18 protein-coding genes are annotated in these 21518 nt (G+C 69.1%); 7 read left to right on the top strand and 11 right to left on the bottom strand.

Features of this window, described 5'->3' with window-relative positions:
- Positions 1-9 precede the first annotated feature (9 nt).
- Entirely contained in the window at positions 10-1455 is a 1446-nt protein-coding gene (locus MNR00_RS03735) for an MFS transporter (protein WP_241927838.1), read from the bottom strand.
- 72 nt (positions 1456-1527) lie between these two features.
- On the opposite strand from MNR00_RS03735, the gene MNR00_RS03730 reads away from it, so the two are divergent.
- Positions 1528-2610 carry a low specificity L-threonine aldolase gene (locus tag MNR00_RS03730; RefSeq protein WP_241927837.1) on the top strand — a complete coding sequence of 361 codons (1083 nt, stop codon included), beginning with the start codon at positions 1528-1530 and terminating at the stop codon, positions 2608-2610.
- A 117-nt stretch (positions 2611-2727) separates the two neighbouring features.
- Here the strand turns inward: MNR00_RS03730 and MNR00_RS03725 are convergent, their stop codons facing one another.
- Positions 2728-4641: a M3 family metallopeptidase gene (locus tag MNR00_RS03725; protein WP_241927836.1), complete on the bottom strand. Its 1914-nt coding sequence runs from the start codon at positions 4639-4641 to the stop codon at positions 2728-2730.
- Between the two features lie 56 nt (positions 4642-4697).
- Positions 4698-5285 (bottom strand): NUDIX hydrolase family protein, encoded by a 588-nt coding sequence (locus tag MNR00_RS03720; RefSeq protein ID WP_241927835.1) that lies wholly within the window; start codon positions 5283-5285, stop codon positions 4698-4700.
- 41 nt (positions 5286-5326) lie between these two features.
- On the opposite strand from MNR00_RS03720, the gene MNR00_RS03715 reads away from it, so the two are divergent.
- Complete coding sequence (locus tag MNR00_RS03715; protein ID WP_241928753.1) at positions 5327-5980, top strand: alpha/beta fold hydrolase; 654 nt, start codon at positions 5327-5329, stop codon at positions 5978-5980.
- 25 nt (positions 5981-6005) lie between these two features.
- Here MNR00_RS03715 and MNR00_RS03710 read toward each other — a convergent pair whose 3' ends face one another.
- A complete protein-coding gene (locus MNR00_RS03710) occupies positions 6006-6296 on the bottom strand; it encodes a hypothetical protein (RefSeq protein WP_241927834.1) in 291 nt (96 codons plus the stop codon).
- Positions 6297-6581: 285 nt separating this feature from the next.
- Between MNR00_RS03710 and MNR00_RS03705 the strand changes: the two genes are divergently transcribed.
- Positions 6582-8258 carry an ATP-binding cassette domain-containing protein gene (locus tag MNR00_RS03705; protein WP_241927833.1) on the top strand — a complete coding sequence of 559 codons (1677 nt, stop codon included), beginning with the start codon at positions 6582-6584 and terminating at the stop codon, positions 8256-8258.
- Positions 8259-8264: 6 nt separating this feature from the next.
- Here the strand turns inward: MNR00_RS03705 and MNR00_RS03700 are convergent, their stop codons facing one another.
- From MNR00_RS03700 to MNR00_RS03690, 3 genes are read right to left on the bottom strand one after another with little or no spacing between them, the layout of a single operon-like run.
- Entirely contained in the window at positions 8265-8555 is a 291-nt protein-coding gene (locus tag MNR00_RS03700) for a PLDc N-terminal domain-containing protein (protein WP_241927832.1), read from the bottom strand.
- Positions 8556-8594: 39 nt separating this feature from the next.
- Complete coding sequence (locus MNR00_RS03695; RefSeq protein ID WP_241927831.1) at positions 8595-10310, bottom strand: SulP family inorganic anion transporter; 1716 nt, start codon at positions 10308-10310, stop codon at positions 8595-8597.
- Between the two features lie 56 nt (positions 10311-10366).
- On the bottom strand, positions 10367-11452 hold the full coding sequence (locus MNR00_RS03690; RefSeq protein ID WP_241927830.1) for an ATP-binding protein: 1086 nt from the start codon (positions 11450-11452) through the stop codon (positions 10367-10369).
- 181 nt (positions 11453-11633) lie between these two features.
- Here MNR00_RS03690 and MNR00_RS03685 point away from each other — a divergent pair, with 181 nt between their 5' ends.
- On the top strand, positions 11634-12308 hold the full coding sequence (locus tag MNR00_RS03685; protein WP_241927829.1) for a GAP family protein: 675 nt from the start codon (positions 11634-11636) through the stop codon (positions 12306-12308).
- A 131-nt stretch (positions 12309-12439) separates the two neighbouring features.
- Here the strand turns inward: MNR00_RS03685 and MNR00_RS03680 are convergent, their stop codons facing one another.
- The 4 genes from MNR00_RS03680 to MNR00_RS03665 are packed head-to-tail and all read right to left on the bottom strand — an operon-like array spanning position 12440 to position 14875.
- The gene (locus MNR00_RS03680) at positions 12440-13195 is read right to left on the bottom strand and encodes a hypothetical protein (protein ID WP_241927828.1); all 756 of its coding nucleotides are present in this window, start codon (positions 13193-13195) and stop codon (positions 12440-12442) included.
- Positions 13192-13785: a sigma-70 family RNA polymerase sigma factor gene (locus tag MNR00_RS03675; RefSeq protein ID WP_241927827.1), complete on the bottom strand. Its 594-nt coding sequence runs from the start codon at positions 13783-13785 to the stop codon at positions 13192-13194. Before MNR00_RS03675 ends, MNR00_RS03680 begins: the two co-directional genes overlap by 4 nt.
- A gap of 30 nt (positions 13786-13815) precedes the next feature.
- Complete coding sequence (locus MNR00_RS03670) at positions 13816-14460, bottom strand: hypothetical protein (RefSeq protein WP_241927826.1); 645 nt, start codon at positions 14458-14460, stop codon at positions 13816-13818.
- A 4-nt stretch (positions 14461-14464) separates the two neighbouring features.
- The gene (locus MNR00_RS03665) at positions 14465-14875 is read right to left on the bottom strand and encodes a DUF6157 family protein (RefSeq protein ID WP_241927825.1); all 411 of its coding nucleotides are present in this window, start codon (positions 14873-14875) and stop codon (positions 14465-14467) included.
- 82 nt (positions 14876-14957) lie between these two features.
- On the opposite strand from MNR00_RS03665, the gene MNR00_RS03660 reads away from it, so the two are divergent.
- The 3 genes from MNR00_RS03660 to MNR00_RS03650 all read left to right on the top strand — a co-directional run bounded on the left by MNR00_RS03660 (position 14958) and on the right by MNR00_RS03650 (position 21338).
- Positions 14958-19544: an ATP-dependent helicase gene (locus MNR00_RS03660; protein WP_241927824.1), complete on the top strand. Its 4587-nt coding sequence runs from the start codon at positions 14958-14960 to the stop codon at positions 19542-19544.
- A 152-nt stretch (positions 19545-19696) separates the two neighbouring features.
- Entirely contained in the window at positions 19697-20563 is an 867-nt protein-coding gene (locus tag MNR00_RS03655; protein ID WP_241927823.1) for an EI24 domain-containing protein, read from the top strand.
- A 1-nt stretch (position 20564) separates the two neighbouring features.
- Entirely contained in the window at positions 20565-21338 is a 774-nt protein-coding gene (locus MNR00_RS03650; RefSeq protein WP_241927822.1) for a DNA-formamidopyrimidine glycosylase family protein, read from the top strand.
- Positions 21339-21518: the final 180 nt, after the last annotated feature.

Raw genomic sequence — 21518 nt, 5'->3', positions numbered from 1 at the left:
TCACGCCGACTACTCGGTCGTCCTCGGTCTCGATGACTCGTCGCCCGCGTGCTCCGGCTCGATCGTGCCGACCTCCGCATCGGCGAACCCGCCGCGCGCGGCCACCGGATCCATACCCAGCCCCGGCGACGGAATGTCCTGTTCCGGCGCCTGCTCATACAAGGCGCTGAGCGTGCGGTACGAGCGCGTGAAGAACGCCAGCACCGCGACGATCATGATGATCACACCGGCGAACAGGCAGATCAGCGCGATGCCGCGTGCCTCGCCTTCGCCGAGCAGCCACCCCCACTGCTGCTGCCCTGCTGGCTCGCGCATGTACGGGATGATCAGGAACTCCGCCAGCGGCGCGATCAGGAAGGCGGTGACCGGTGCTGCGTCGGCCTCCATCGCCGCGGCCATGCCGAACACTCGACCCTGACGAGTGAAGGGCACGACCTTCTGGATGACCGTCTGCTCAGCGGCCTCTGCCGGTGGCACCAGCATCATGTACAGCCACAGCCCGATGACGTACAGCGGCCACCACTCGCGCAGCATGAACACCGCGCCCAGCGCCCCCATCGCGATGACGGCGAGCAGCAGAGTGCGCACCGGGCGCTTGCCGAGCCCGAACTTCGCCACCAGCGCGCCGCCGATCAGGAACCCGGTCGAGGCGAACGCCAGCACCAGCCCCCAGGTCTGCGCGTTGAACAGCGTCAGCCCGTAGGGGTCCATCAGCGCCAGGTACACGCCGCCGATGAGGTTGTTGAACGTCGAGAACACGATCAGCGCGAACAGTCCCGGCGCGCTGCGGATCGCCGCGACGCTGCCTCGGAAGTCGAAGGCTCCCGGCGCATCCGGATCTCGTTCCGGCTCGCTCTCCGGGATGCGCACGAACAGCAGGTGCACGAAGGTCAGCCCCATCGCCGCGATCGCGATGATGAGCGTCCACCCCATCCCGAGGAACCCGATCGACAGGCCCGAGAACACGCTGGTGATGAGGAAGGCGATGCCCTGCACCGTGCCCACCAGGCCGTTCGCGTTCGCCCTGCGCTCCTCGGGGATCAGCAGGGTCACGGTCGTCGACAGCGCGATGTTGCGCAGCTGCTCGATCACCCCGCCGAGCAGGATCACCGCCGAGAACAACCAGAACCAGGGGCCGCCGAGGTTCAGCAGCTCGGATTCCGGATGCATCAGATACAGCATCCCGGCGACCGCGAACGCGACCGCCGACACCACACTCGACAGCAGCATCACGGACTGTTTGCGGTGCCGGTCGACGAGCGTGCCGAAGATCATCGAGAAGAACGCGATGAACAGCATGTATGCGCCGCCGATGATGCCGGTGGCCAACACCGACTGCGTCTCGATGTACACCCAGAACGTCAGCGCGAACCACAAGAAGCTCGTCGTCACATTGGCGATGAGCGTGTTGATGAGGACGTTCGCGAACGCCCGCCGCGCTGCGGTCTCGATCACGGTACGAGAGTAGTTCGGGCATCCGACATTGGATAGGGAGAGTTCGCGTCTGCCCGGTCGTAGGCTGGTGCAGTGAGCATTCTGCATGACGCCCCGCTGCACGACACGAACGTGCGCGGCTTCGCATCCGACAACTACTCCGGCATCCACCCCGAGGTGCTCGCGGCCATCGCCGCCGCGAACGGCGGGCACCAGGTGGCCTACGGCGAGGACCAGTACACGCAGCGTCTGCAGGAGGTCTTCCAGCAGCACTTCGGCGAGGGCGCCGCGGCGTTCCCGGTGTTCAACGGCACCGGCGCGAACGTCGTCGGCCTGCAGTCGATGCTCCCCCGGTGGGGCGCGGTGATCTCAGCGTCCACCGCCCACATCAACGTCGACGAGGGCGGCGCCCCCGAGCGCGTCGGCGGCATCAAGCTGCTGACGGTGCCCACCGCCGACGGCAAGCTCACCCCCGAGCTGGTCGACCGCGAGGCGTGGGGCTGGGGCGATGAGCACCGCGCGCAGCCGCTGGTGGTCTCGATCACGCAGTCGACCGAACTCGGCACGCTGTACACGGCCGACGAGATCCGCGCTCTCGCCGACCATGCGCACGAGCGCGGCATGAAGCTGCACCTCGACGGCGCGCGGATCTCGAACGCGGCCGCCGCGCTCGACCTGCCGCTGCGCGCGTTCACGCGCGACGTCGGCGTGGATGTGCTGAGCTTCGGCGGCACGAAGAACGGTGCGATGCTCGGCGAAGCCGTCGTCGTGCTGAATCCGGATGCTGCCGACGGGCTGCTCTTCGGTCGCAAGCTCAACATGCAGCTGGCGTCGAAGATGCGCTTCGTGTCGGCGCAGCTGATCGCGCTGCTGGAGGGCGACCTGTGGCTGCGCAACGCCCAGCACTCCAATGCCATGGCCGCGCGGCTGCGCGCCTCGGTCGAAGCGGGACTTGCCGACGGCTCGATCCGCGGAGTCTCGTTCGCACAGCCGACCCAGTCCAACGGCGTGTTCGCCGTGCTGCCGGACGGCATCGCCGACCAGCTGCGCGAGTCCTTCCGGTTCTACGACTGGGACGCGTCGCGCAACGAGGTGCGCTGGATGTGCAGCTTCGACACGCATGAGTCGGACGTCGACGCCTTCGTCGCCGAGCTCTCCCGCCTGACGACGCGCTGACCCGCGCCCGTCTGGCCGCTCGCCCTCGCCCCTGCCTGTCGCCTTCGCCCCTGCTGAGTTGCGCAACTCAGCAGGGGCGAGGACGTTCAGCAGGGGCGGCGACGCAGATGGCCGGGCTCAGGAGGTCGGCGAACCCATCCAGTCGCGGTACGCGGCGACCGTGAACGGACGCCCGAGGAACGCCTCAACCAGGTCGGCCGCATCGCGGCGTCCGCCGGGCTCGAGGATCTCGCGGCGGTAGCGGGCCGCGGATTCTGCATCCATCAGCCCTGCGAAGCCGGTGAGCAGGTCGCGGGCGATCACGAGGCTCCACTGGTAGGTGTAGTAGCACGAGCCGTACCCGGTGAGGTGGCCGAAGGCCGCGTACGAGTGCGTGCCCTCGATGGCGCCGAGAGGGCTGGAGACCGCGTACCAGTGGTCGGTCGCGGCGGCAAGGTCGGCCGGCCGGTCCATGTGCAGGTGGTACGAGACACGTGCGTGCCCGAGCTGCGTCCGCACCAGCAGCGCGCGCCCGAAGGCATCCGCCTCGCGCATCCGCTCCACCAGCTCGGCGGGGATCGGCGCACCGGACTCGTCGGTCGCGAAGGATGCCAGCACGTCGGCATCCCACGTCCACTCCTCGAGCATCTGGCTGGGTGCCTCGACGAAGTCCCACTCGGTCGCGACGCCGGAGAACGGCGCCCACTCCTGGTCACCGCCGAGGATGTCGTGCACGAGGTGTCCGAACTCGTGGAAGAAGGTCTGCACCTCGCGGTGCTCCATCAGCCCGCGCGGGAAGTTGCACACCAGCCCGGCCTCCGGAACGACCTTGCCCCGCACGCCCGGTGCGAGCGGGAAGCACGCGGCGTGGTTGAACTTGCCCTCGCGCGGGTGCAGATCGAGGTGGATGCGGCCGATGCGCGCTCCGCCGCGCACGACGTCGTAGGAGCGCACCTCCTCGTGCCAGGTCGCGACGTGCACCGGGACGTACTGGATGTCGAACAGCCGCCCGGTGACCCCGAGCAGCCCCTCCAGCACACGTGAGAAGTCGAGATAGCGGCGCACCTCCTGGGCATCCACCGCGAAGCGCTCCTCATGCAGCTTCGTGAGCAGGTAGAGGTTGTCGGCACTGGTGACGGATTCGGCGTCGGGCTCGTCCTCGCGCAGGCGGGCGAGCAGGATCTCGTACTCGGCGTCGGATGCGCCCTTCGACGCCCCATCGACCTCTTCGAGGAAGGACGCCACGCGCGCGGCCGAGCCCGCCATGCGATCCTCGGTCTCGTAGTCGGCCCAGCTGGCGTAGCCGAGCAGCTCTGCGTGCTGCTGGCGCACATCGAGCAGCTCCGCGAGCACGCCGTCGTTCTCCGGCCAGGCCATGTCGGCGCGGGCACGGCGCAGGGCGATGCGGGTCTCGCGGTCGCTGGCGTAGTTCATCACGGCCATGACGTCGAGGTTGTCTGTCGAGATCGCGACGAGTCCGTCATCGCCGATCGGTAGACCGGCAAGGAAGTCCTCGGGAAGACCGGCGAGCTTCGCCGGCTCCACGCGCACCTCGCGGCGGCCCTCGCGGATGTTGCGGGCGAACGTCACGCCGAGCTCGGTCTCCCTGGCCGCGAACGCGCGCAGCTGATCGCGGGTCGCCTCATCCCGATCCGCCCCGCCGCGGCGGAAGTCGCGCAGCAGGTGCTCCCGCAGACGCGCGGCGTCGACGTCGAGCCCGGCGGCGGAGGTGGCGGCGAAGATCGCTGCGAGGTCAGCATCCGACATCACCTCGGTATCCTTCGCCTGCGCCGCTGCCGTGCGCGATTCGGCTGCCTCTCGCACCTCGCGGTCGGGGTGCACCTCGGCAAGCACCTCGGCCTCGCTGTGTGCGCGACGCAGGTCGATCTGCAGGTCGTTCCACAGCGCGAGCACCTCGAGCGTCGATCGCTCGGAGCCGTCCTTGAGTCGGGCGACGACCTCGTCGACGCGCGCGAGGCGCTCATCGGTGCGGCTGCCTGCGAAGGCGAGCCAGTCGGCGGAATCGGTGGGGAAGACGATGGGTTCAGTCACCCGATCGAGCCTAATCCTCGGATGTCGAAACCTCACCGACACCGCGGGCGGCGGAATCAGCGCAGCAGGCCGAGGTGCGCGAGGGCGTGCCGGAGCAGAGTGCCGCGGCCACCCTCCATCTCGGCGGAAAGCGCGTCGGATGCCGCCTCCTCCGGCGAGAACCAGGTGACCTCGAGGGCGTCCTGTCGCGGTTCGCAGGTGCCCGTCACCGGCACGACGAACGCCAGCGACACCGCGTGCTGCCGGTCGTCGTGATACGCGCTGACCCCGGGAATGGGGAAGTACTCGGCGACCGTGAACGGATCGGGCGACGGCGGCAGCTGCGGAAACGCCATCGGGCCCAGGTCGTTCTCGATGTGCCGGAAGAGCGCATCGCGGATGCTCTCGCCGTAGCGCACGCGGCCGGACACGATCGTGCGCGTCATCTCGCCCAGGGGCGTCGACCGCAGCAGCGCCCCGATCGAGGTGACCTGCCCTGAGCCGTCGGTGCGCACCGGGATCGCCTCGACGTAGAGCATCGGCAGGCGGCGCCTGGCCTCTTCGAGCTCGATGTCGCTGAGCCACCCGGGGTTCGTGTCGCCTGGCGCGCCATCGAAGGCGAAGTCGTCGCCGTCGGGGTCGGGGTCGGGTGTGCGCACCGTCATGGGTCATTTCTACCAGCGTCGGCGCCTGCTGGCAGGATGGCATCGTGACCGTCTCGATCGATCCCTCCGCCACGCTGTGGTCCGAAGCGCCCCGCGAGGGCAAACCGCTGCTGGTGCTGCTGCACGGGTATGGAGCCGATGAGCGCGACCTCTTCGGCCTGGTGCCGTACCTTCCCGACGGCATCGCGGTCGCCGCCGTGGCGGCTCCCCTGACCCCGCCCTGGCCGATGCCCGGCCGGTCGTGGTACGCGATCGACTCGCTCGACACCAGGGATGCCGCTGGCATCACGACCGCCGCCGAGGCGCTGCTGACGTGGCTCGACGAGGCAGCCGCCGGCGCCCCGACGATCGCCCTGCTCGGCTTCTCGCAGGGGGCCGCGGTCGCGCTGCAGGCGCTGCGCCTGCAGCCGACGCGCATCGATGCCGTGGTGGCACTGAGCGGGTACGCCGCCGTGGGCGAGCTGCCGAACGACGAAGTGCTGCGCGAGTCGCGCCCGCCGGTATTCTGGGGACGCGGCAGCAATGACGACGTGATCCCTGATGCGCTCGTCGCCCACACTGCGCAGTGGCTTCCCGAGCACTCCGAGCTGTCCGGCCGCGTGTACGCGGGGCTGACCCACAGCATCTCCGAGTACGAGCTCGCCGACGTGGGCGTGTTCCTCGCGAAGTGGCGGGATGCTGAGGATGCCGAGTGACCGAGGGCCGCTGAGGCGCTGACGCTCAGGGGCGCAGGTCGTCGCCCGGCGCGCCCGGCTCGTCCCCCGCGCCATCCGGGTCGCCCGGATCTGCCGCATCCGACTCGCCCGCGCCCGGATCATCACCGCGCCGGCGTCGTCCGATGAACTCCGGGGCGGCGCTGATCGCGATGCCGATCGCAAGACCGACCCCGATGCCGAGGCCCATGTTGTCGAACGAGACTCCCAGTGCGACACCGACGCCCATTCCGATGGCGATCCCCGCTCCCAGCGTCAGGCGCCTGCTCGTCTCGTGTCCGCTCGGCTGATCATCCATGCCCTCGACGCTACGCGCGTGCGAGGGCGGCAGGCATCCCCCACGCGACGGATATGCGCGCGAGCGCGACCCGGGCTTGCGCGAGTCGACACGCCCGGGATACAGTCATGAGGCCCTTGTCCGCCGTGTTGGGAAGTCCATTGATCTGAGTCGTCGCCTCCGCGTTCTTATTCACGCGCTGATCCGACGACCCCTGGGTCCTCCCTTGACATCCGGTCTTCCACGTCCTCGACGTGATGTGGCCTCGTCGGCATCCGCGCACCCGAAAACCTCCGGGAGTCGCCCATGTCATCACCCATCTCATCCGCATCGGTCACCATCGACCGTCTCACCTTCACCTGGCCGGACGGCTCGGTAGTGCTCGGTGACCTGTCCGGTGCCTTCGGCGCCGGGCGCACCGGTCTCGTCGGCCGCAACGGCTCAGGCAAGACAACGCTGCTGCGCCTTATCTCCGGCGAGCTGACCCCCGCCTCGGGGACCATCGTCACCACTGGCGAGGTCGCCTACCTGCCGCAGCGGCTGACGCTCGACATCGAGCGTCGCGTCGCCGACCTGCTCGGCATCGCACCGGCGCTGGATGCTGTCCGCGCCATCACCGCTGGCGACGTCGATCCCGCGCACTTCGACGCCGTCGGCGACGACTGGGACATCGAGGCGCGCGCCGAGGCGTCACTCGCAGAGGCGGGACTCGATCCGTCGTTCCTCGACCGCACCGTCGGCGAGCTCTCCGGCGGCGAGGCCGTGCTGGTGGCGATCGCGGGCATCCGACTCCGACGCGCGCCGATCACCCTGCTCGACGAGCCCACCAACAATCTCGACCGGGTGGCGCGTGCGCGCCTTGGCGACATGGTGCGGTCCTGGAAGGGCACTCTGATCGTCGTCAGCCACGACGTCACGCTGCTGGAGCTGATGGACGACACGGCAGAGCTGTACGGCAATGCGCTGCACGTGTTCGGCGGCCCGTACTCCCAGTGGCGGGCGTGGCTGGATGCCGAGCAGCACGCGGCGCAGCAGGCCGAGCGCGACGCCAAGCAGGCGTTCAAGAAGGAGAAGCGGCAGCGCATCGAGGCCGAGCTGAAGCTCGCGACGAGGTCGCAGATGGCCAAGAAGGCGGAGGTCGAGAAGCGCGTGCCCAAGATCATCGCGAACGGGCGCAAGATGGCGGCGCAGGTGTCGGCCGGCAAGCTGCGCACCGAGGTGGCCGGGAAGGAGGACGTCGCCCGCCAGGCGCTCGACGCCGCAGGACACCGCGTGCGTGATGACGCCACGATGAAGATCGACCTGCCAGATCCGCAAGTGCCTCCGGCACGACGGATCGCGACGATCGGCGATGCCGAGCGCGCCTGGGTCATCCAGGGCCCGGAGCGCGTGGCGCTGGTCGGCCCGAACGGGGCAGGCAAGACCACCCTGCTGCGCCGGCTCGTGGCATCCGACGCCGCAGGCACGGCCGATGCCGCAGGCACGGCCGATGGCGCAGGCACGGCCGATGGCGCAGGCACGGCCGATGGCGCGCCGACCGCCTTCGCGCACACCGACCGCATCGGCTACCTGTCGCAGCGCGTGGATGGGCTCGATGAGCGGGCATCGGTCATCGAGAACATCGCGGCGGCGGCGCCGCACGTGCCGGACAAGGAGCTGCGCAACCGGCTCGCGCGCTTCCTCATCCGCGGGGAGACCGTGAACCGTCCTGTCTCGGCGCTGTCAGGCGGTGAGCGGTTCCGCGTCGCGCTGGCGACGCTGCTGCTGGCCGAACCCGCACCGCAGCTCGTGGTGCTCGACGAGCCGACGAACAACCTCGATCTCGACACACTCGAGCAGCTGGTGCAGGCACTGCGCGCTTACCGCGGGGCGGTGCTGATCGTCAGCCACGACGATGCGTTCCTCGGCCAGCTCGACGTGAGCCTCACGCTGGAGCTCACCGTGGCGCCGGACGGGGATCGGATGCTGCAGCAGGTGGGCTGAGGGAGGTCACTCCGCGGTGTCGGCACGGGCTCTGGCGTCAGCCCGCTCGTGCCGGCGCCGCGCTGCGTCGCCGATGCGATCGGGCATGCCACGGCCGCGGGCGATGACGTAGATCAGCGACCCCAGCAGCGGGAGGAAGATCAGCAGCACCACCCATGCCGCCTTCGCCCAGCCGCTCAACGCACGGTCGCGGAACAGGTCGCTGATCGTCAGAAACACGGCGAGCAGCGCCGCGAGCAGCACGAACGCCCAGAAGGTCAGCAGCAGGACGCTCCAGAACGAGCCGAGTATCAGCATGTCGCCCTCTTTCCAGGTCGGTCCATCGGTGCTTGTCCGTCATTGCTTGCGATCGTCGAGCATCCGCTGCGCGGCGTCAATGGCCTGCTGCAGTGAGGCACCCAGCCGGGGCTTCGCCTGGAAGACGTACCGCTCACCGATCCGGCGGATGATCCGCGTGCTGCGCAGCTGTTCGTAGACCGTCTCGCTGACGCCGGAGATCATCAGGGTTCCACCTGCGGCACGCACCCGCTCGGCGTACGTCGCCATCGTCCGCAGGAACGTGCTGCCGAGCGCCTCCTTGCCCCGCAGTCGCAGGATCACCACGGCGCCGGCCAGATACGTCGGCACCTCGGGCAGCTGCTTCTCGAAGACCGGCGCGGCCGCGAAGAACAGGCTGCCGTAGGGCGCGAGGATGAGGATCTCGCCAGGAGGGATGGTGGCGGGCGGCGACGACTCCACCGGCAGGGTGCTGAGTTCGTCGAACTCCCACCGCTTGAGCACCACGCGGTTGGACTGCTGCACGACGATCAGGATCACGGCGAGGCCCACGCCGGTCAGCACCGCGTACTGCAGCGGGATCAGCAAGGTGAGCAGGAAGGTGACCGCCAGCACCGTGGCCTGCACGGCGCCGGTGCGCCACACCATGTACAGGTCGTGGAACTTGAAGGTCCGAACGCCGACCACGATGAGCAGCCCTGCCAGCGCCGACATGGCGACGTACTCGATGAGCGAGGCGAAGGCGAGGATCGTGATCGCCATCACCACACCGGCGAAGAGGTTGGCGAGCGCGGTCTTCGCGCCCGCCGCGCGCACCAGCGCCGTCGCCGACATCGACCCGCCGACGGGGATGCCCTGGAACAGGCCGGATGCCAGATTCGCGACGCCCTGCCCGCGGAAGTCCGCGGAGGCATCCGGGTAGCGGCCATCGGGATTGGGGATCGAGCCGCTGATGGCAGCGCCCTGCACGAGTCCGACCAGCGCCAGGGAGAGTGCGGGGATCAGCAGCGTGAACGCCGTGGAGAGATCCGGCAGCTGCAGTCCGGGCAGCGATTGCGGCACGCTGGCCACGTCGCCGATGGTCGCCACCTTGTCGATGCCGCCGAGCAGCGCCAGCAGGGCGGCGAGCGCAGAGCCTGCGATGACCGCGACGACCAGGGCGAGGGCGCCGAGCCTGGTGCGCTCGAGCAGCAGGATCAGTGCGACGGTGACCGCGCCGACGAGCACGGTCGGCCAGCTCCACTGCCAGATGTGCAGGAACGAATCCACCGCCTTGAGGATGCGATTCGCCCCCTCAGACGAGATGCCCGTCGCGTTGTCGAGCTGCCCCAGCACGATGTTCACCGCGACCGCGTTGATGAAGCCGACCAGCACCGCGGTCGGGATGAAGCGCACCAGCGACCCGAGCCGTGCGATGCCCAGGCCGAGCATCACCAGGCCGGTGAGTATGCCGAGCATCGTGAGTGCGCCAGCGGTGAGGCCGCCTGGCGTCGAGGCGGAGACGTCCGCGATGACGACCGACATCGCACCAGTGGACTGAACGGTCATGAACGCCGACCCGGTGGCGAGCGCGCCACCGAGGGCACCGAACATGTAGGCGTACAGTCCGTGCAGCGGGCTCACCCCGGCGAGCAGTCCCGCCGCCAACCCGTCCGGGACGCTTTCGACGCCCAGCACGAGACCGGCCTTCAGATCAGCGCCGACGGTCTTGCGTCCGCCGAATCTGCGCAGGTATCGGCGCAGGCCGCGTGTGAGCGACTCGAGCGTCGTCTTCATGGCGCACCGGTGTCCAGCATCCGCAGGCTGTGTCCAGGCGCGACTCGCATCGTGCTCTACCCTTCGCGCAGCGGCACGCGCACGTCGCCGCCGGATTCCTCGGTGATGCGCACGCCCATCTGCACGTAGGTGGGCTCTTCGATGAACCCCCCGGCGAACAGCGCCTGCCCCTGGGTGAACCGCTGGGAACGGCTGATCTTGTCGCCCGCGAAGCCGAAGACGTCGGCGAGCTCGGCGAGGTCGCGCGGCGCGTTGACGCGCATCAGCGCGAGGTTGTCGCACTGAGACAGCACATTCGGGTGGATCTTCGTCGGCCGCTGCGTCGACAGCAACAGCCACAGACCGAACTTGCGCCCCTCGGCGGCGATCTGCACCAATTGCTCGGTGAGCACCCGTTCGACATCGGTGCGTGGATTCGGCGAACAGAGGTTGTGCGCCTCGTCGATCACGATGAGGATGGGGCGCCGCTCCTCCCTGCGCGCCCAGAGGTGCTCGAGCACCGCGAGGGCGGCGACCTTCGGTTCGTTCGGGTGGGCGAATCCGCCGAGGTCCATCACTGTGGCACGGGGACGCTCGTCGATGACTTGCGTGATCGCCCCCTCGCCGCGCGACCAGAGATCCCAGCCGAGCACCTCGAGGTTGTCGATGCGATTCGCCAGACGCACCATGCCGGGATCACCAGATGCGCGTAGGTTCTCGAGCATGTGATCGGTGTCGAGTCGATCCGTGTGCTCCTCCATGTGCAGGAGCACGTTGTACTCCTCCGCGTCCTTGATCGGGTCAAGCTGCAGCAGCGCGGCCTTGGACACTGTCGACATGTCGATGTAACGGGCCCGCAATCGCTCCCCGTCACGTTGAGATGAGTGGAAGACGCGGATGTCGATGTCGGCCAGACGCGCGGCATCCTCGGCACTGGCGGCGTCACGTGTCTTCGGCAGGTGCACGAAATCAGAGTTCGGGTCGAGGATCAGCATCGGCAGCTCCGTGCGCAACAGCAGCTGCTCGAGCACGACGCCCAGCGCGTAGGTCTTGCCGCTGCCGCTCTGACCACACCAGAAGGTGTGGCGGTTGAACCGCCGCGCGTCCAACTGCACGGCCTGCTCGGGCTCCCCCAGCACGGTGCCGATCGTCAGCTCTGTCATCTTCGCCCTCTCGATTCTCGCAGGGATCACCCCGCCCGGGTCCCGCTCCCCCAATGCGGGCGCACGGTCGTGCATCCACGCCCTGCCCACGCAACACGAACCTAGACGAAACCGGAATGGATGCCGAGGGCGCCTCATCCGGGCATGATGAGAGCAGCATCCGACCAGAGGGAGAACACTCATGCTTGAGGTCATCGGCGACGTACTGCCCAGCGCTGTCGGCATCGCCATCAGTCCGATCCCGATCATCGCCGTCATCCTGATGCTGATGTCGCCGCGCTCGAAGCAGCTCGGCCTCGGCTTCCTGGTGGGCTGGCTGGTCGGCGTGCTCGTGGCGACGACGGTGTTCACGCTGCTCGCGGGGATCATCCCCGAGCCGGACACCTCTGACGGCTCGAAGCCGGTCATGGCCGTCATTCAGCTTCTGCTGGGTCTCGGGCTGCTGTTCCTCGCTGTGCGTCAGTGGCGCTCGCGCCCGGCCCCCGGCGTCGATGCCGAGCTGCCCGCCTGGATGTCGAAGATCGACACCATGAAGCCGTTCGCGGCGACCGGGCTCGCACTGCTGCTCTCGGGAGTGAACCCGAAGAACCTGCTGCTGGCGGCGGCGGCCGGCACGATGATCGGCCGCAGCGGCGAGAACCTCGGCGAGGAGCTGACGCTCGTGCTGATCTTCGCCCTCATCGCCTCGCTGACCGTCGCGATCCCGGTCATCACCGCGATCGCCGCCCCGAAGAAGGCCGCGGACGTGCTGTCCGGCATCCGCACCTGGCTCACCGCGAACAATGCCGTGATCATGACGGTGCTGTTCATCGTGCTCGGCGTCAGCGTGGTCGGGAAGGGCCTCGGGAACTTCTGAGGTCGGCCGGCCACGCCGGCTGCTCGGTCGCCTTCAACTTCCTAGGACGATTCCAATTCCACAGGATGGATGCCGTCGCATCCTCCTGCAGAATTGCAATCATCCTGTCGAGTGAGACGAAGATGACCGCCCTACTCGTCGAACGCGGGTGGATCGCCGAGTGTCGCAGGGTCCCCGATCGGGAACCAGCCGATCTGCGTCTCGCCGTCCGACTTGTACACCTTGACGTACCCCTCCCCCTCAAAAGACTGCTCACTCAGCCGCGTGTAGCCGACCTCGCCGTTGGTCGCCTGGGCGGCGATCAGATCCGGCACTCCGTTGTCGTTGGGGATGCCGTAGGTCTCGCCTCGCGCATTCACGCCCCAAGACGTGGTCACCGACGAGCCATAGCGGGCGACTACCGTCCACGGCGTGCCGGCATCCGCGGTGATCGTGATCGTCGTTGCGCCGCTCGACGGCAGCAGCCCGTCCTCGATTCGGGTTGTCGACTTCTCCCGGATCGGATCAGAGCAGGTCCAGAACACGCTTCCAGGCCGGGCTTGCCCCGCCCCTGCGTTCGTCGGCACCTCGATGGTGCCGCCCTCCCTGCAGGTCACGTCCAGGATCACGCGGTCTGCGCCCGCGGGCACCGGCCCGAGATCGACCGTCGCCGTGCCCGTGTACGAACCGCTGACTGTCTCATCGAACGGCGTGACCGAAGTCTCGCCCGGCAGCCCGCTGATGATCGCTGCCCCCGTGAGCGCTCCGACGAGCGCGAGCGATCCGCCGCCGAAGGCAGCAAGGCGCACCCTCCGCTGACGACGTCGCAGTCGGCTCCGAGCCGTGCCGAGACTCATCAGCTCGCGTTCGATGGCCGCGGCGAAAACCGGATCCAGTGTGATGTTCATGCGCGTTCTCCTTCCGAGAGAGACCAGGTGACGTGCGACGGGTGCCTGCCCAAGCGGTCCTGCAGCCGACGGCGCGCCCGCATCAGGCGCGTCCGCGCTGCGCCGGCTTTCAAGCCGACCAGCGGTGCAGCGTCTGCAACACTGAGCCCATCGAGCGCCGTGAGCGTGAGCAGCGCGGCATCCTTCGGATCCAACACCGACAGTGCCTCCCGCAGGCGGATGCCGAGAACCTCGGTCTCGATGGCGGTCAGCGCCTCCTGCTCAGCATCTCGGGCATCCGATCGTGGGAGCGCGGCGAGCAGACGCCGATAGCGAACGCTGCCGCGCCGCTGGTTCCTTGCCGTATTGGTGACGGCGACAAGCAGCCATGGCAGCACCGTGCCATCGACGAGTACGACCGATCTTCGCTTTCGCCAGAGTTCGAAGAACGCGATCGCCGTAGCGTCATCAGCATCCTGCATCCGGTCGACGAGCGCGGCCGCCCGGCGGAACACGGAGTCACGGTGCCGACGGAAGAGTTCGGCGAAGGCCTCACCGCTGTCCGTGCGCGCACGACTCCAGATCTCGGTCTCGTCGTTCTGCTCGCTCATACCCCGTCATGTCCGGCAGTCCCGGAAGTGTCACACGTTCGCGGGTTGAAGTGGCCCCAGCCACGGATGCCCGGGGAGCGTCTGCTCAAGAGCATCCGACAGCCAAGCCCGCCGCCGCGCGTCGAGGAACGGCAGCGTCGCGTCGAAGTCGATCTGATCCTTCGCGCGCAGGCCCTTGGCCTTGTAGAGCAGTTGGATCTCGGGCTGCAGATATCGGATGCCGTCGCGCTCCCACAGCGCGTCGGCCATCGGCATCCGCACCGATTCGTCGCGCTTGTACCGCCATTGATCGCGGGTTCCCGGGCTGAGCAGGATGTCGAACTCCCAGGGGTGCTCGGCATCCGGCCGCGTCCAGACCTGACCAGAGCCCGGCATCAGGACGTCGTCGGCAGCGGCCTCAGGCCGGTCGCCGGGGAGGATCGGCTTGAGTGCTCCGGACGAGGCGCTCCACACGTGCAGGTGCCCGTCGAGGTGTCGCCGCAGGGCGGGCAGGTCAGCCCGCAGCACGGACGGGTCGAGGTCTTCATGGTGGCGCGTGACTCCCGTGAACGCCTCCAGCGCCCACCCGCCGGCGATCCACCAGACGCCGGGATACCCGTCGAACAGTCGGGCGGCGTCCTGCGGAGTGCGCCGTGCCCAGCGCCCGTATACCTTCTCGAATTCGGCGTCGTCCATCCGCTCAGGCCGCGCGACTGCTGCGCATCGCCCGCGTGTGCTTCAGCGCCGGGTCGGCGGCGAGCGCGGCATACTCCTCCGACTCGCGCGGGTACATCGCGACGCGGCCCTCGGCGTCATGATGCGTGCCCCAGCCGTAGCGCTTGCTGATCGGCGAAGAGCGCAGGCAGGCCTGTCCCTGAGAGAAGAACTCGGCCCTGGCATCCGCGTCGTCCGGGTCGATGCCCTTGCGCAGCGCATGAGTCTCGAACAGCACGTCGTCGCTGGTGCGCGAATAGGGATGCTCGATGATGAGCCGGTAATGCAGCGCCGCGATCGAGAGGTTCTCGGCGATCGGCGGCTCCTCGCCGTACTCCGCCCGGCAGTCCTCAGAGACCTCGATGAAAGTGTTGAGGTAGTTCGTCGTATGCGCCATCTCGCCAGCATCCCCCACCGCTCCGACATTGTCGAGGGTCCACTTCGATACCCGTGTCGGATGCCCGGGTGAAGATAGAGACATGAGCGATGTGCTCGACCGTTTCACCCCCGCGACGCAGGACTGGTTCCGGGGCGCGTTCGACGCGCCCACGCCCGCGCAGGTCGGCGCGTGGGAGGCGGTGTCGGCGGGCTGCAGCGCGCTCGTCGTCGCGCCGACAGGGTCGGGCAAGACGCTGTCCGCATTCCTGTGGGCGATCGACAGCGTCTTCCGTGAGCGCATGGCATCGACGAAGTCGGATGCTGCCGCTGAGAGCGCCCGCACTCGCATCCTCTACATCTCGCCGCTGAAGGCACTGGGCGTCGACGTCGAGCGCAACCTGCGCTCTCCGCTCGTCGGCATCGGCCAGTCCGCACGTCGCCTCGGCCTCGATGTGCCGGAGGTCACCGTGGGCGTGCGGTCCGGCGACACGACTTCCTCCGACCGCCGCAAGCTCGTCAGCGCTCCGCCCGACATCCTGATCACCACTCCGGAATCGCTGTATCTGATGCTCACCAGCCGCGCCGGCGAGACGCTGCGCGGGGTGCACACCGTGATCATCGACGAAGTGCACGCGGTCGCTGCCACGAAGCGGGGCGCGCACCTGGCGGTGAGTCTTGAGCGGCTGGATGCCCTGCGCGCGGCCGACGGCGCAGCCGAGCCCGCACAGCGCATCGGCCTGTCGGCGACGGTGCGGCCGATCGATGAGGTGGCGCGGTTCCTCGGCGGATCGGCCCCGGTCGAGATCGTCGCTCCTCGAGCGGTGAAGACATTCGAACTCGATGTCGTCGTGCCGATGGACGACATGCGCAATCCTCCTCCACCGCCCGGCGCTGCAGCCGTTTCTGACGAACCAGCGGAGTACACAGAAGTCACCGGTTCGGTCTGGCCGCACGTCGAGGAGGCGATCGTCGACAAGGTCCTCGAGAACCGCTCGACCATCGTGTTCGCCAACTCCCGGCGCCTCGCCGAGCGACTCACCGGGCGGCTGAACGAGATCTACTCCGAGCGCATCGGCGTCGCGCTGCCAGAGCCGACTGCGCCACCTGCGGCCATGATGGCGCAGGCGGGTTCCACAGCTGGCGCCGATCCGGTCCTCGCGAAAGCACACCACGGATCGGTGTCGAAGGAACAGCGCGCACAGGTCGAGGACGAGCTGAAATCGGGCATCCTGCGCTGCGTCGTCGCCACCAGCAGTCTCGAGCTGGGCATCGACATGGGAGCGGTCGACCTGGTGATCCAGGTCGAGGCCCCGCCGTCAGCGGCATCCGGTCTGCAGCGCGTCGGCCGCGCCGGCCATCAGGTCGGCGAGGTGAGCCGGGCATCCCTGTTCCCCAAGCACCGCGGCGACGTCCTGCACACCGCCATCGTCACCGAACGGATGCTGGCGGGGCAGATCGAGGCGATCGCCGTTCCGCGCAATCCGCTCGACATCCTCGCACAGCAGACGATCGCGGCGTGCGCACTCGCGCCGATCTCGGTGGAGGACTGGTTCGAGACGGTGCGGCGCAGCGCGCCGTTCCAGACTCTCCCCCGCTCTGCCTACGAGGCGACTCTCGACCTGCTCGCGGGGCGATTCCCCTCGGACGAGTTCGCCGAGCTGCGCCCTAGGCTCGTGTGGGATCGGGATGCCGGCACGCTTACCGGGCGCCCGGGTGCGCAGCGGATCGCGGTCACCAGCGGCGGGACCATCCCCGACCGCGGGCTGTTCGGCGTCTTCGTCGCCGGCGAGACCACGGGTGCCAGGGTCGGCGAGCTCGATGAGGAGATGGTCTACGAATCACGCGTCGGCGACGTCTTCACCCTCGGCACCACCAGCTGGCGGATCGCCGAGATCACGCACGACCGCGTCAACGTGCTGCCCGCCTACGGACAGCCGGGCAAGGTGCCGTTCTGGCACGGCGACGGCATCGGTCGTCCGTACGAGCTCGGCGAGGCACTGGGGCGCTTCTCGCGCGAGGTGTCCGCAGCCGCTCCTGCGAAGGCGCAGCAGCGGCTCATCGACGCTGGTCTCGACGAGAGCGCCCGCGCGAATCTGATGAGTCATCTCGCGGAGCAGCGCGAGGCAACCGGCACTCTGCCGACCGACCGCACGCTCACCGTCGAGCGTGGGCATGACGAGGTCGGCGACTGGCGGGTGATCCTGCATTCTCCTTACGGCATGAAGGTGCACGCGCCGTGGGCGCTCGCGGTGAACGCGCGGGTGCGCGAGCGGCTCGGCGTCGAGGGCTCGGCTGTGGCGAGCGATGACGGCATCATCGTGCGGATTCCAGATGCCGACGCCGAGCCGCCGGGAGCGGAGCTGTTCTTCTTCGATGCGGACGAGCTCGAGCAGATCGTCACGGCGGAGGTCGGCGGGTCGGCGCTGTTCGCGTCGCGCTTCCGTGAGTGCGCTGCCAGGGCGCTGCTGATGCCGCGGATGAACCCGAACAAGCGCACGCCGCTGTGGCAGCAGCGGCAGCGCTCGGCGCAGCTGCTCGAGGTCGCGCGCCGCTATCCGACGTTCCCGATCATCCTCGAGACGCTGCGCGAAGTGCTGCAGGACGTCTACGACCTCCCCTCGCTGCGGCGGCTGATCACCGAGATCTCCGAGCGCCGCATCCGGCTGGTCGAGACCGAGCCCGCGCAGCCGTCGCCGTTCGCCCGCGACCTGCTCTTCGGTTACGTCGGCGCGTTCATGTACGAGGGCGATTCACCGCTCGCCGAGCGCCGCGCGGCCGCGCTGTCGGTGGATCCTTCACTGCTGGGCGAACTGCTCGGCACGGTCGAGATGCGCGAACTGCTCGACCCCGATGTGATCGCCCAGTTCGAACGCGAGGCGCAGCGCCTCGATCCGCAGCGGCAGGCCCGCGGGGTCGAGGGCGTCGCTGATCTGCTGCGACAGCTCGGGCCGCTGGATGCCGCGGAGGTCGCCGCCCGTCTGGAACCCGGTGCACCGGCGACTGCTCTCCTGTCCGAGCTCGTCACGGCCCGCCGCGTGATCCCTATGACCATCGCAGGTCACGCCCGCTTCGCCGTCATCGAGGACGCCGGGCGGCTGCGCGACGCACTCGGCGCAGCGCTGCCCACTGGCATCCCCGTCGCCTTCCTCGACCCCGTCGCCGACCCGCTCGGCGACCTCGCCTCACGACATGCGCGCACGCACGGGCCGTTCACGACGGCATCGGTCGCCGAGCGCTTCGGCGTCGGCGCTGCCGTCGCTCGGCACACCCTGCAGCGGCTGGAGTCGGCCGGGCGTCTGACCAGCGGGTTCTTCCTTCCTGCTTCCGACGCCGACCCGAGTGGCGAGAAGGAGTGGTGCGACTCCGAGGTGCTGCGCCGCCTGCGGATGCGCTCACTCGCGGCCATCCGCGGCAGCGTCGAGCCGGTGAGCCCTGGGGCCTATGCGCGCTTCCTGCCGGACTGGCAGCACCTGACGAGGCCGGTGGAGGGCATCGACGGTGTGCTGAGCATCGTCGAACAGCTCGCCGGCGTGCCGATCCCCGCCAGCGCCTGGGAGTCACTCGTGCTGCCCAGCCGCGTGCGCGATTACACGCCGGCGCTGCTCGATGAGTTGACCGCAGCGGGCGAGGTGGTCTGGGCCGGTCACGGCGCACTGCCCGGTCGCGACGGCTGGGTGTCGCTGCACCCCGCGGACCTCGCGCCGTTCACGCTGCCGATCCCAGAGGAGATGCCGGCCGCAGGCTCGCTCGATGAGCGGGTGCTCGACGTGCTGCGTCTGAGCGGTGCGTCGTTCACCGGTGCCGTGAGGACGATGACGGATGCCGAGAATGAGCAGTCCGTGCTGGATTCGCTGTGGACTCTGGCATGGCAGGGGCACATCACCAATGACACGTTCGCGCCGGTGCGCGCTCTGATCGCGGGTGGCTCGCAGGCGCATAAGGCGGCGCGGCGCGCGCCGCGCACGCGCACCTATCGGGGCATCTCGCTGGCGCGGCCTGCGGGACGAGGTCCGTCGGTCGGCTCTGGCGGCCGCTGGGCGGTGCTGCCGGAAGCGGAGTCGGATGCTGCGCGCCGCGCGACCGTCACCGCGGGGCTCCTGCTGGACCGCTACGGCGTGGTCACGCGTGGTGCTGTGCAGGCTGAGGGCGTGCCGGGTGGCTTCGCCCAGGCGTACCGGGTGCTGGCCGGATTCGAAGAGGCAGGGCACTGTCGGCGCGGCTACGTGATCGAGAGGCTCGGGGCCGCGCAGTTCGCAGCATCCACCACCGTCGACCGACTGCGCACCTTCGCAGGTCTCACCGACCCTCCCCCGCGCCGGGCTGTCACGCTCGCCGCGACAGACCCCGCGAACCCCTATGGCGCGGCGCTTGGTTGGCCGCGGCTCGACGCGGTGTCGCACCGTCCCGGCCGTAAAGCGGGCGGTCTGGTGGTGCTCATCGATGGCGCCCTGGTGCTCTACCTCGAGCGCGGTGGGCGCACGGTTCTGGCATTCGACGATGACCCCGAGGTGCTGCGCGCGGCAGCATCCGATCTGGCCGCGACCTCGCGCGCACGGCGCCTCGAGACGCTGACCGTCGAGAAGATCAACGGGGCGGCCATCTACGGGACTCCCTTCGCCCTGGCTCTGCAGGAGGCCGGTTTCGTCCCCACGCCGCGCGGCTACGCGCTGCGCCGCGCGGCTGCCTGAGCGTACGCGCCTGCACACGTCTCCCCGTTCTGCACAGGAAACCGGCCGATCCGTGTGCCGGGCGGGGAAATATGTGCCGTATGTGCGCGTGGCAGGACGTCCGCGGCGGCGAATAGCATGGGCAGGCAGGACGATTTCAGATTGGCGGGCCCTTGATCAGCGAGTTCATCACCGGCATCCGATTCCTCGGGCGGGGGTTCGGGTATTGGAAGAAGCGCCCGGGAATGATGGCGCTGGGTCTTGTCCCCGCGTTCATCTCACTGGTGGTGCTCGCCGCTGGCGTCATCCCGCTGCTGCTCTCACTCGGCGGGATCACCGACTGGGCGACGCCGTTCGCAGATGGCTGGAATCCGTTCTGGCGCAGCGCACTGCGCGTGGCATTCGGCATCGTGATCGCAGTCGCCGCACTCGTGCTCGCCGGAGTCATCTTCACCGCACTGACGCTGCTCATCGGAGACCCGTTCTACCAGCGCATCTGGCGAACCGTCGAGACCGACCTCGGCGGCGACGTCCCCGCTGAGGACGGCGGCTTCCTCGTCGCCCTCGGCGAGAGCGTCCGGCTCATCGCCCTTGGCGCGCTCGTCGCGCTGCTCGCCCTCGCTCTGGGCTTCATCCCGCTGGTCGGCGCCGTCGTCGCGACCGTGACGAGTGTGCTGCTCACCGGCCGCATCCTCGCCCGCGAGCTCACCGGCCGCGCCCTGAACGCCCGCGACATGACGACCTACGACCGATCTCAGCTGTTCGCCGCGCATCGCGGGCGCCTGCTGGGCTTCGGTGCCGCGACCCAGCTGTGTTTCATGGTGCCGTTCGGTGCGGTGTTCGTCATGCCGACGGCTGTCGTCGGCGCCACCCTGCTGTCCCGAGACCTGCTCGACCGCCGACCAGTGCTGCCGCCCGCGAACGCTGCACCCTCGCCGCCGGCGCCGCCCGCCCCCGCGCACACCGCACCGGCGCCGCCTCCCGCGAGCACGCCCAGCACGCCACCCGCGCCACCCGCGCCACCGAGCGAACCCCGCTGACATGCCTGAGGGCGACACTGTCTTCAAGACCGCACAGCGGTTGGATGCCGCCCTGCACGGGCAGACGGCGACGCGGTTCGATCTGCGGGTCCCGCAGGCCGCGACGATCGACCTCGCGGGGCACACCGTGCGCGAGGTCGTCCCGCGCGGCAAGCACATCCTCATGCGCATCGGCGACTGGACCCTTCATTCCCATCTGCGCATGGATGGTTCCTGGCGCGTCTACCGGCCGGGTGAGAGGTGGCAGCATCCGGCGTTCAAGGTCCGCGCGATCGTCGCGACCGACCGTGCGGAGGCGGTGGGCGTCGACATCGCCGAAGTGCAGGTCGTCGCCGCACGTGACGAGCACGAACTCGTCGGTCATCTCGGCCCCGATCCCCTCGCGGACGACTGGGATGCTGCTGAAGCCGCGCATCGCCTGAGCGGCGACATCCGCAGCATCCACGTCGCCCTGCTCGACCAGCGCAACGTCGCGGGCTTCGGCAACGAGTATGCCGCGGAGCTGCTCTTCCTGCGCGGAGTCCTGCCGGAGACGCCGACCTCGCAGGTCGACATCGCGGCCCTCCTCGACCTCGGTGTGCGCACCATCCGCGCGAACCGCGATCGCGCCGACCGCACCTTCACGGGCGACGCCAGACGCGGCCGGACGAACTGGGTCTACGGCCGCGCGCAGCGTCCATGCCGCCGCTGCGGAACCCTGATCCAGACGGGTCGGATCGGCGCCGATCCGACCCGCGAGCGCGTCACCTTCTGGTGCCCGCGATGCCAGCGCTGAACGTCATCCTGGTGCAGGAATTCGGCTGAAACGTCCCGTCACCTGACACGATTGGCGTCTTCACGACACCGCATTTCACCCGCACGGATGGCGTATTTCCGACGTTGAACAGGGCTTTATCGTCGTGCGACAGTGTCGGCAGGAGAGGCGCGCGTCGGTGCATCTTGATCTTCGACCGGC

This window comes from Microbacterium sp. H1-D42 (assembly GCF_022637555.1).
Classification (GTDB): Bacteria; Actinomycetota; Actinomycetes; order Actinomycetales; family Microbacteriaceae; genus Microbacterium.
This window is presented reverse-complemented; position numbering and strand designations above follow the sequence as displayed.

Bases quoted from the DNA above. Each gene is read 5' to 3' on its own strand.
- MNR00_RS03660 (WP_241927824.1), top strand. From the start codon at position 14,958: ATGAGCGATGTGCTCGACCGTTTCACCCCCGCGACGCAGGACTGGTTC.
- MNR00_RS03710 (WP_241927834.1), bottom strand. From the start codon at position 6,296: ATGGATGATCAGCCGAGCGGACACGAGACGAGCAGGCGCCTGACGCTG.
- MNR00_RS03680 (WP_241927828.1), bottom strand. From the start codon at position 13,195: ATGAACATCACACTGGATCCGGTTTTCGCCGCGGCCATCGAACGCGAG.
- MNR00_RS03670 (WP_241927826.1), bottom strand. From the start codon at position 14,460: ATGGACGACGCCGAATTCGAGAAGGTATACGGGCGCTGGGCACGGCGC.
- MNR00_RS03700 (WP_241927832.1), bottom strand. From the start codon at position 8,555: ATGCTGATACTCGGCTCGTTCTGGAGCGTCCTGCTGCTGACCTTCTGG.
- MNR00_RS03690 (WP_241927830.1), bottom strand. From the start codon at position 11,452: ATGACAGAGCTGACGATCGGCACCGTGCTGGGGGAGCCCGAGCAGGCC.
- MNR00_RS03675 (WP_241927827.1), bottom strand. From the start codon at position 13,785: ATGAGCGAGCAGAACGACGAGACCGAGATCTGGAGTCGTGCGCGCACG.
- MNR00_RS03720 (WP_241927835.1), bottom strand. From the start codon at position 5,285: ATGACGGTGCGCACACCCGACCCCGACCCCGACGGCGACGACTTCGCC.
- MNR00_RS03665 (WP_241927825.1), bottom strand. From the start codon at position 14,875: ATGGCGCATACGACGAACTACCTCAACACTTTCATCGAGGTCTCTGAG.
- MNR00_RS03695 (WP_241927831.1), bottom strand. From the start codon at position 10,310: ATGAAGACGACGCTCGAGTCGCTCACACGCGGCCTGCGCCGATACCTG.
- MNR00_RS03705 (WP_241927833.1), top strand. From the start codon at position 6,582: ATGTCATCACCCATCTCATCCGCATCGGTCACCATCGACCGTCTCACC.
- MNR00_RS03650 (WP_241927822.1), top strand. From the start codon at position 20,565: ATGCCTGAGGGCGACACTGTCTTCAAGACCGCACAGCGGTTGGATGCC.
- MNR00_RS03685 (WP_241927829.1), top strand. From the start codon at position 11,634: ATGCTTGAGGTCATCGGCGACGTACTGCCCAGCGCTGTCGGCATCGCC.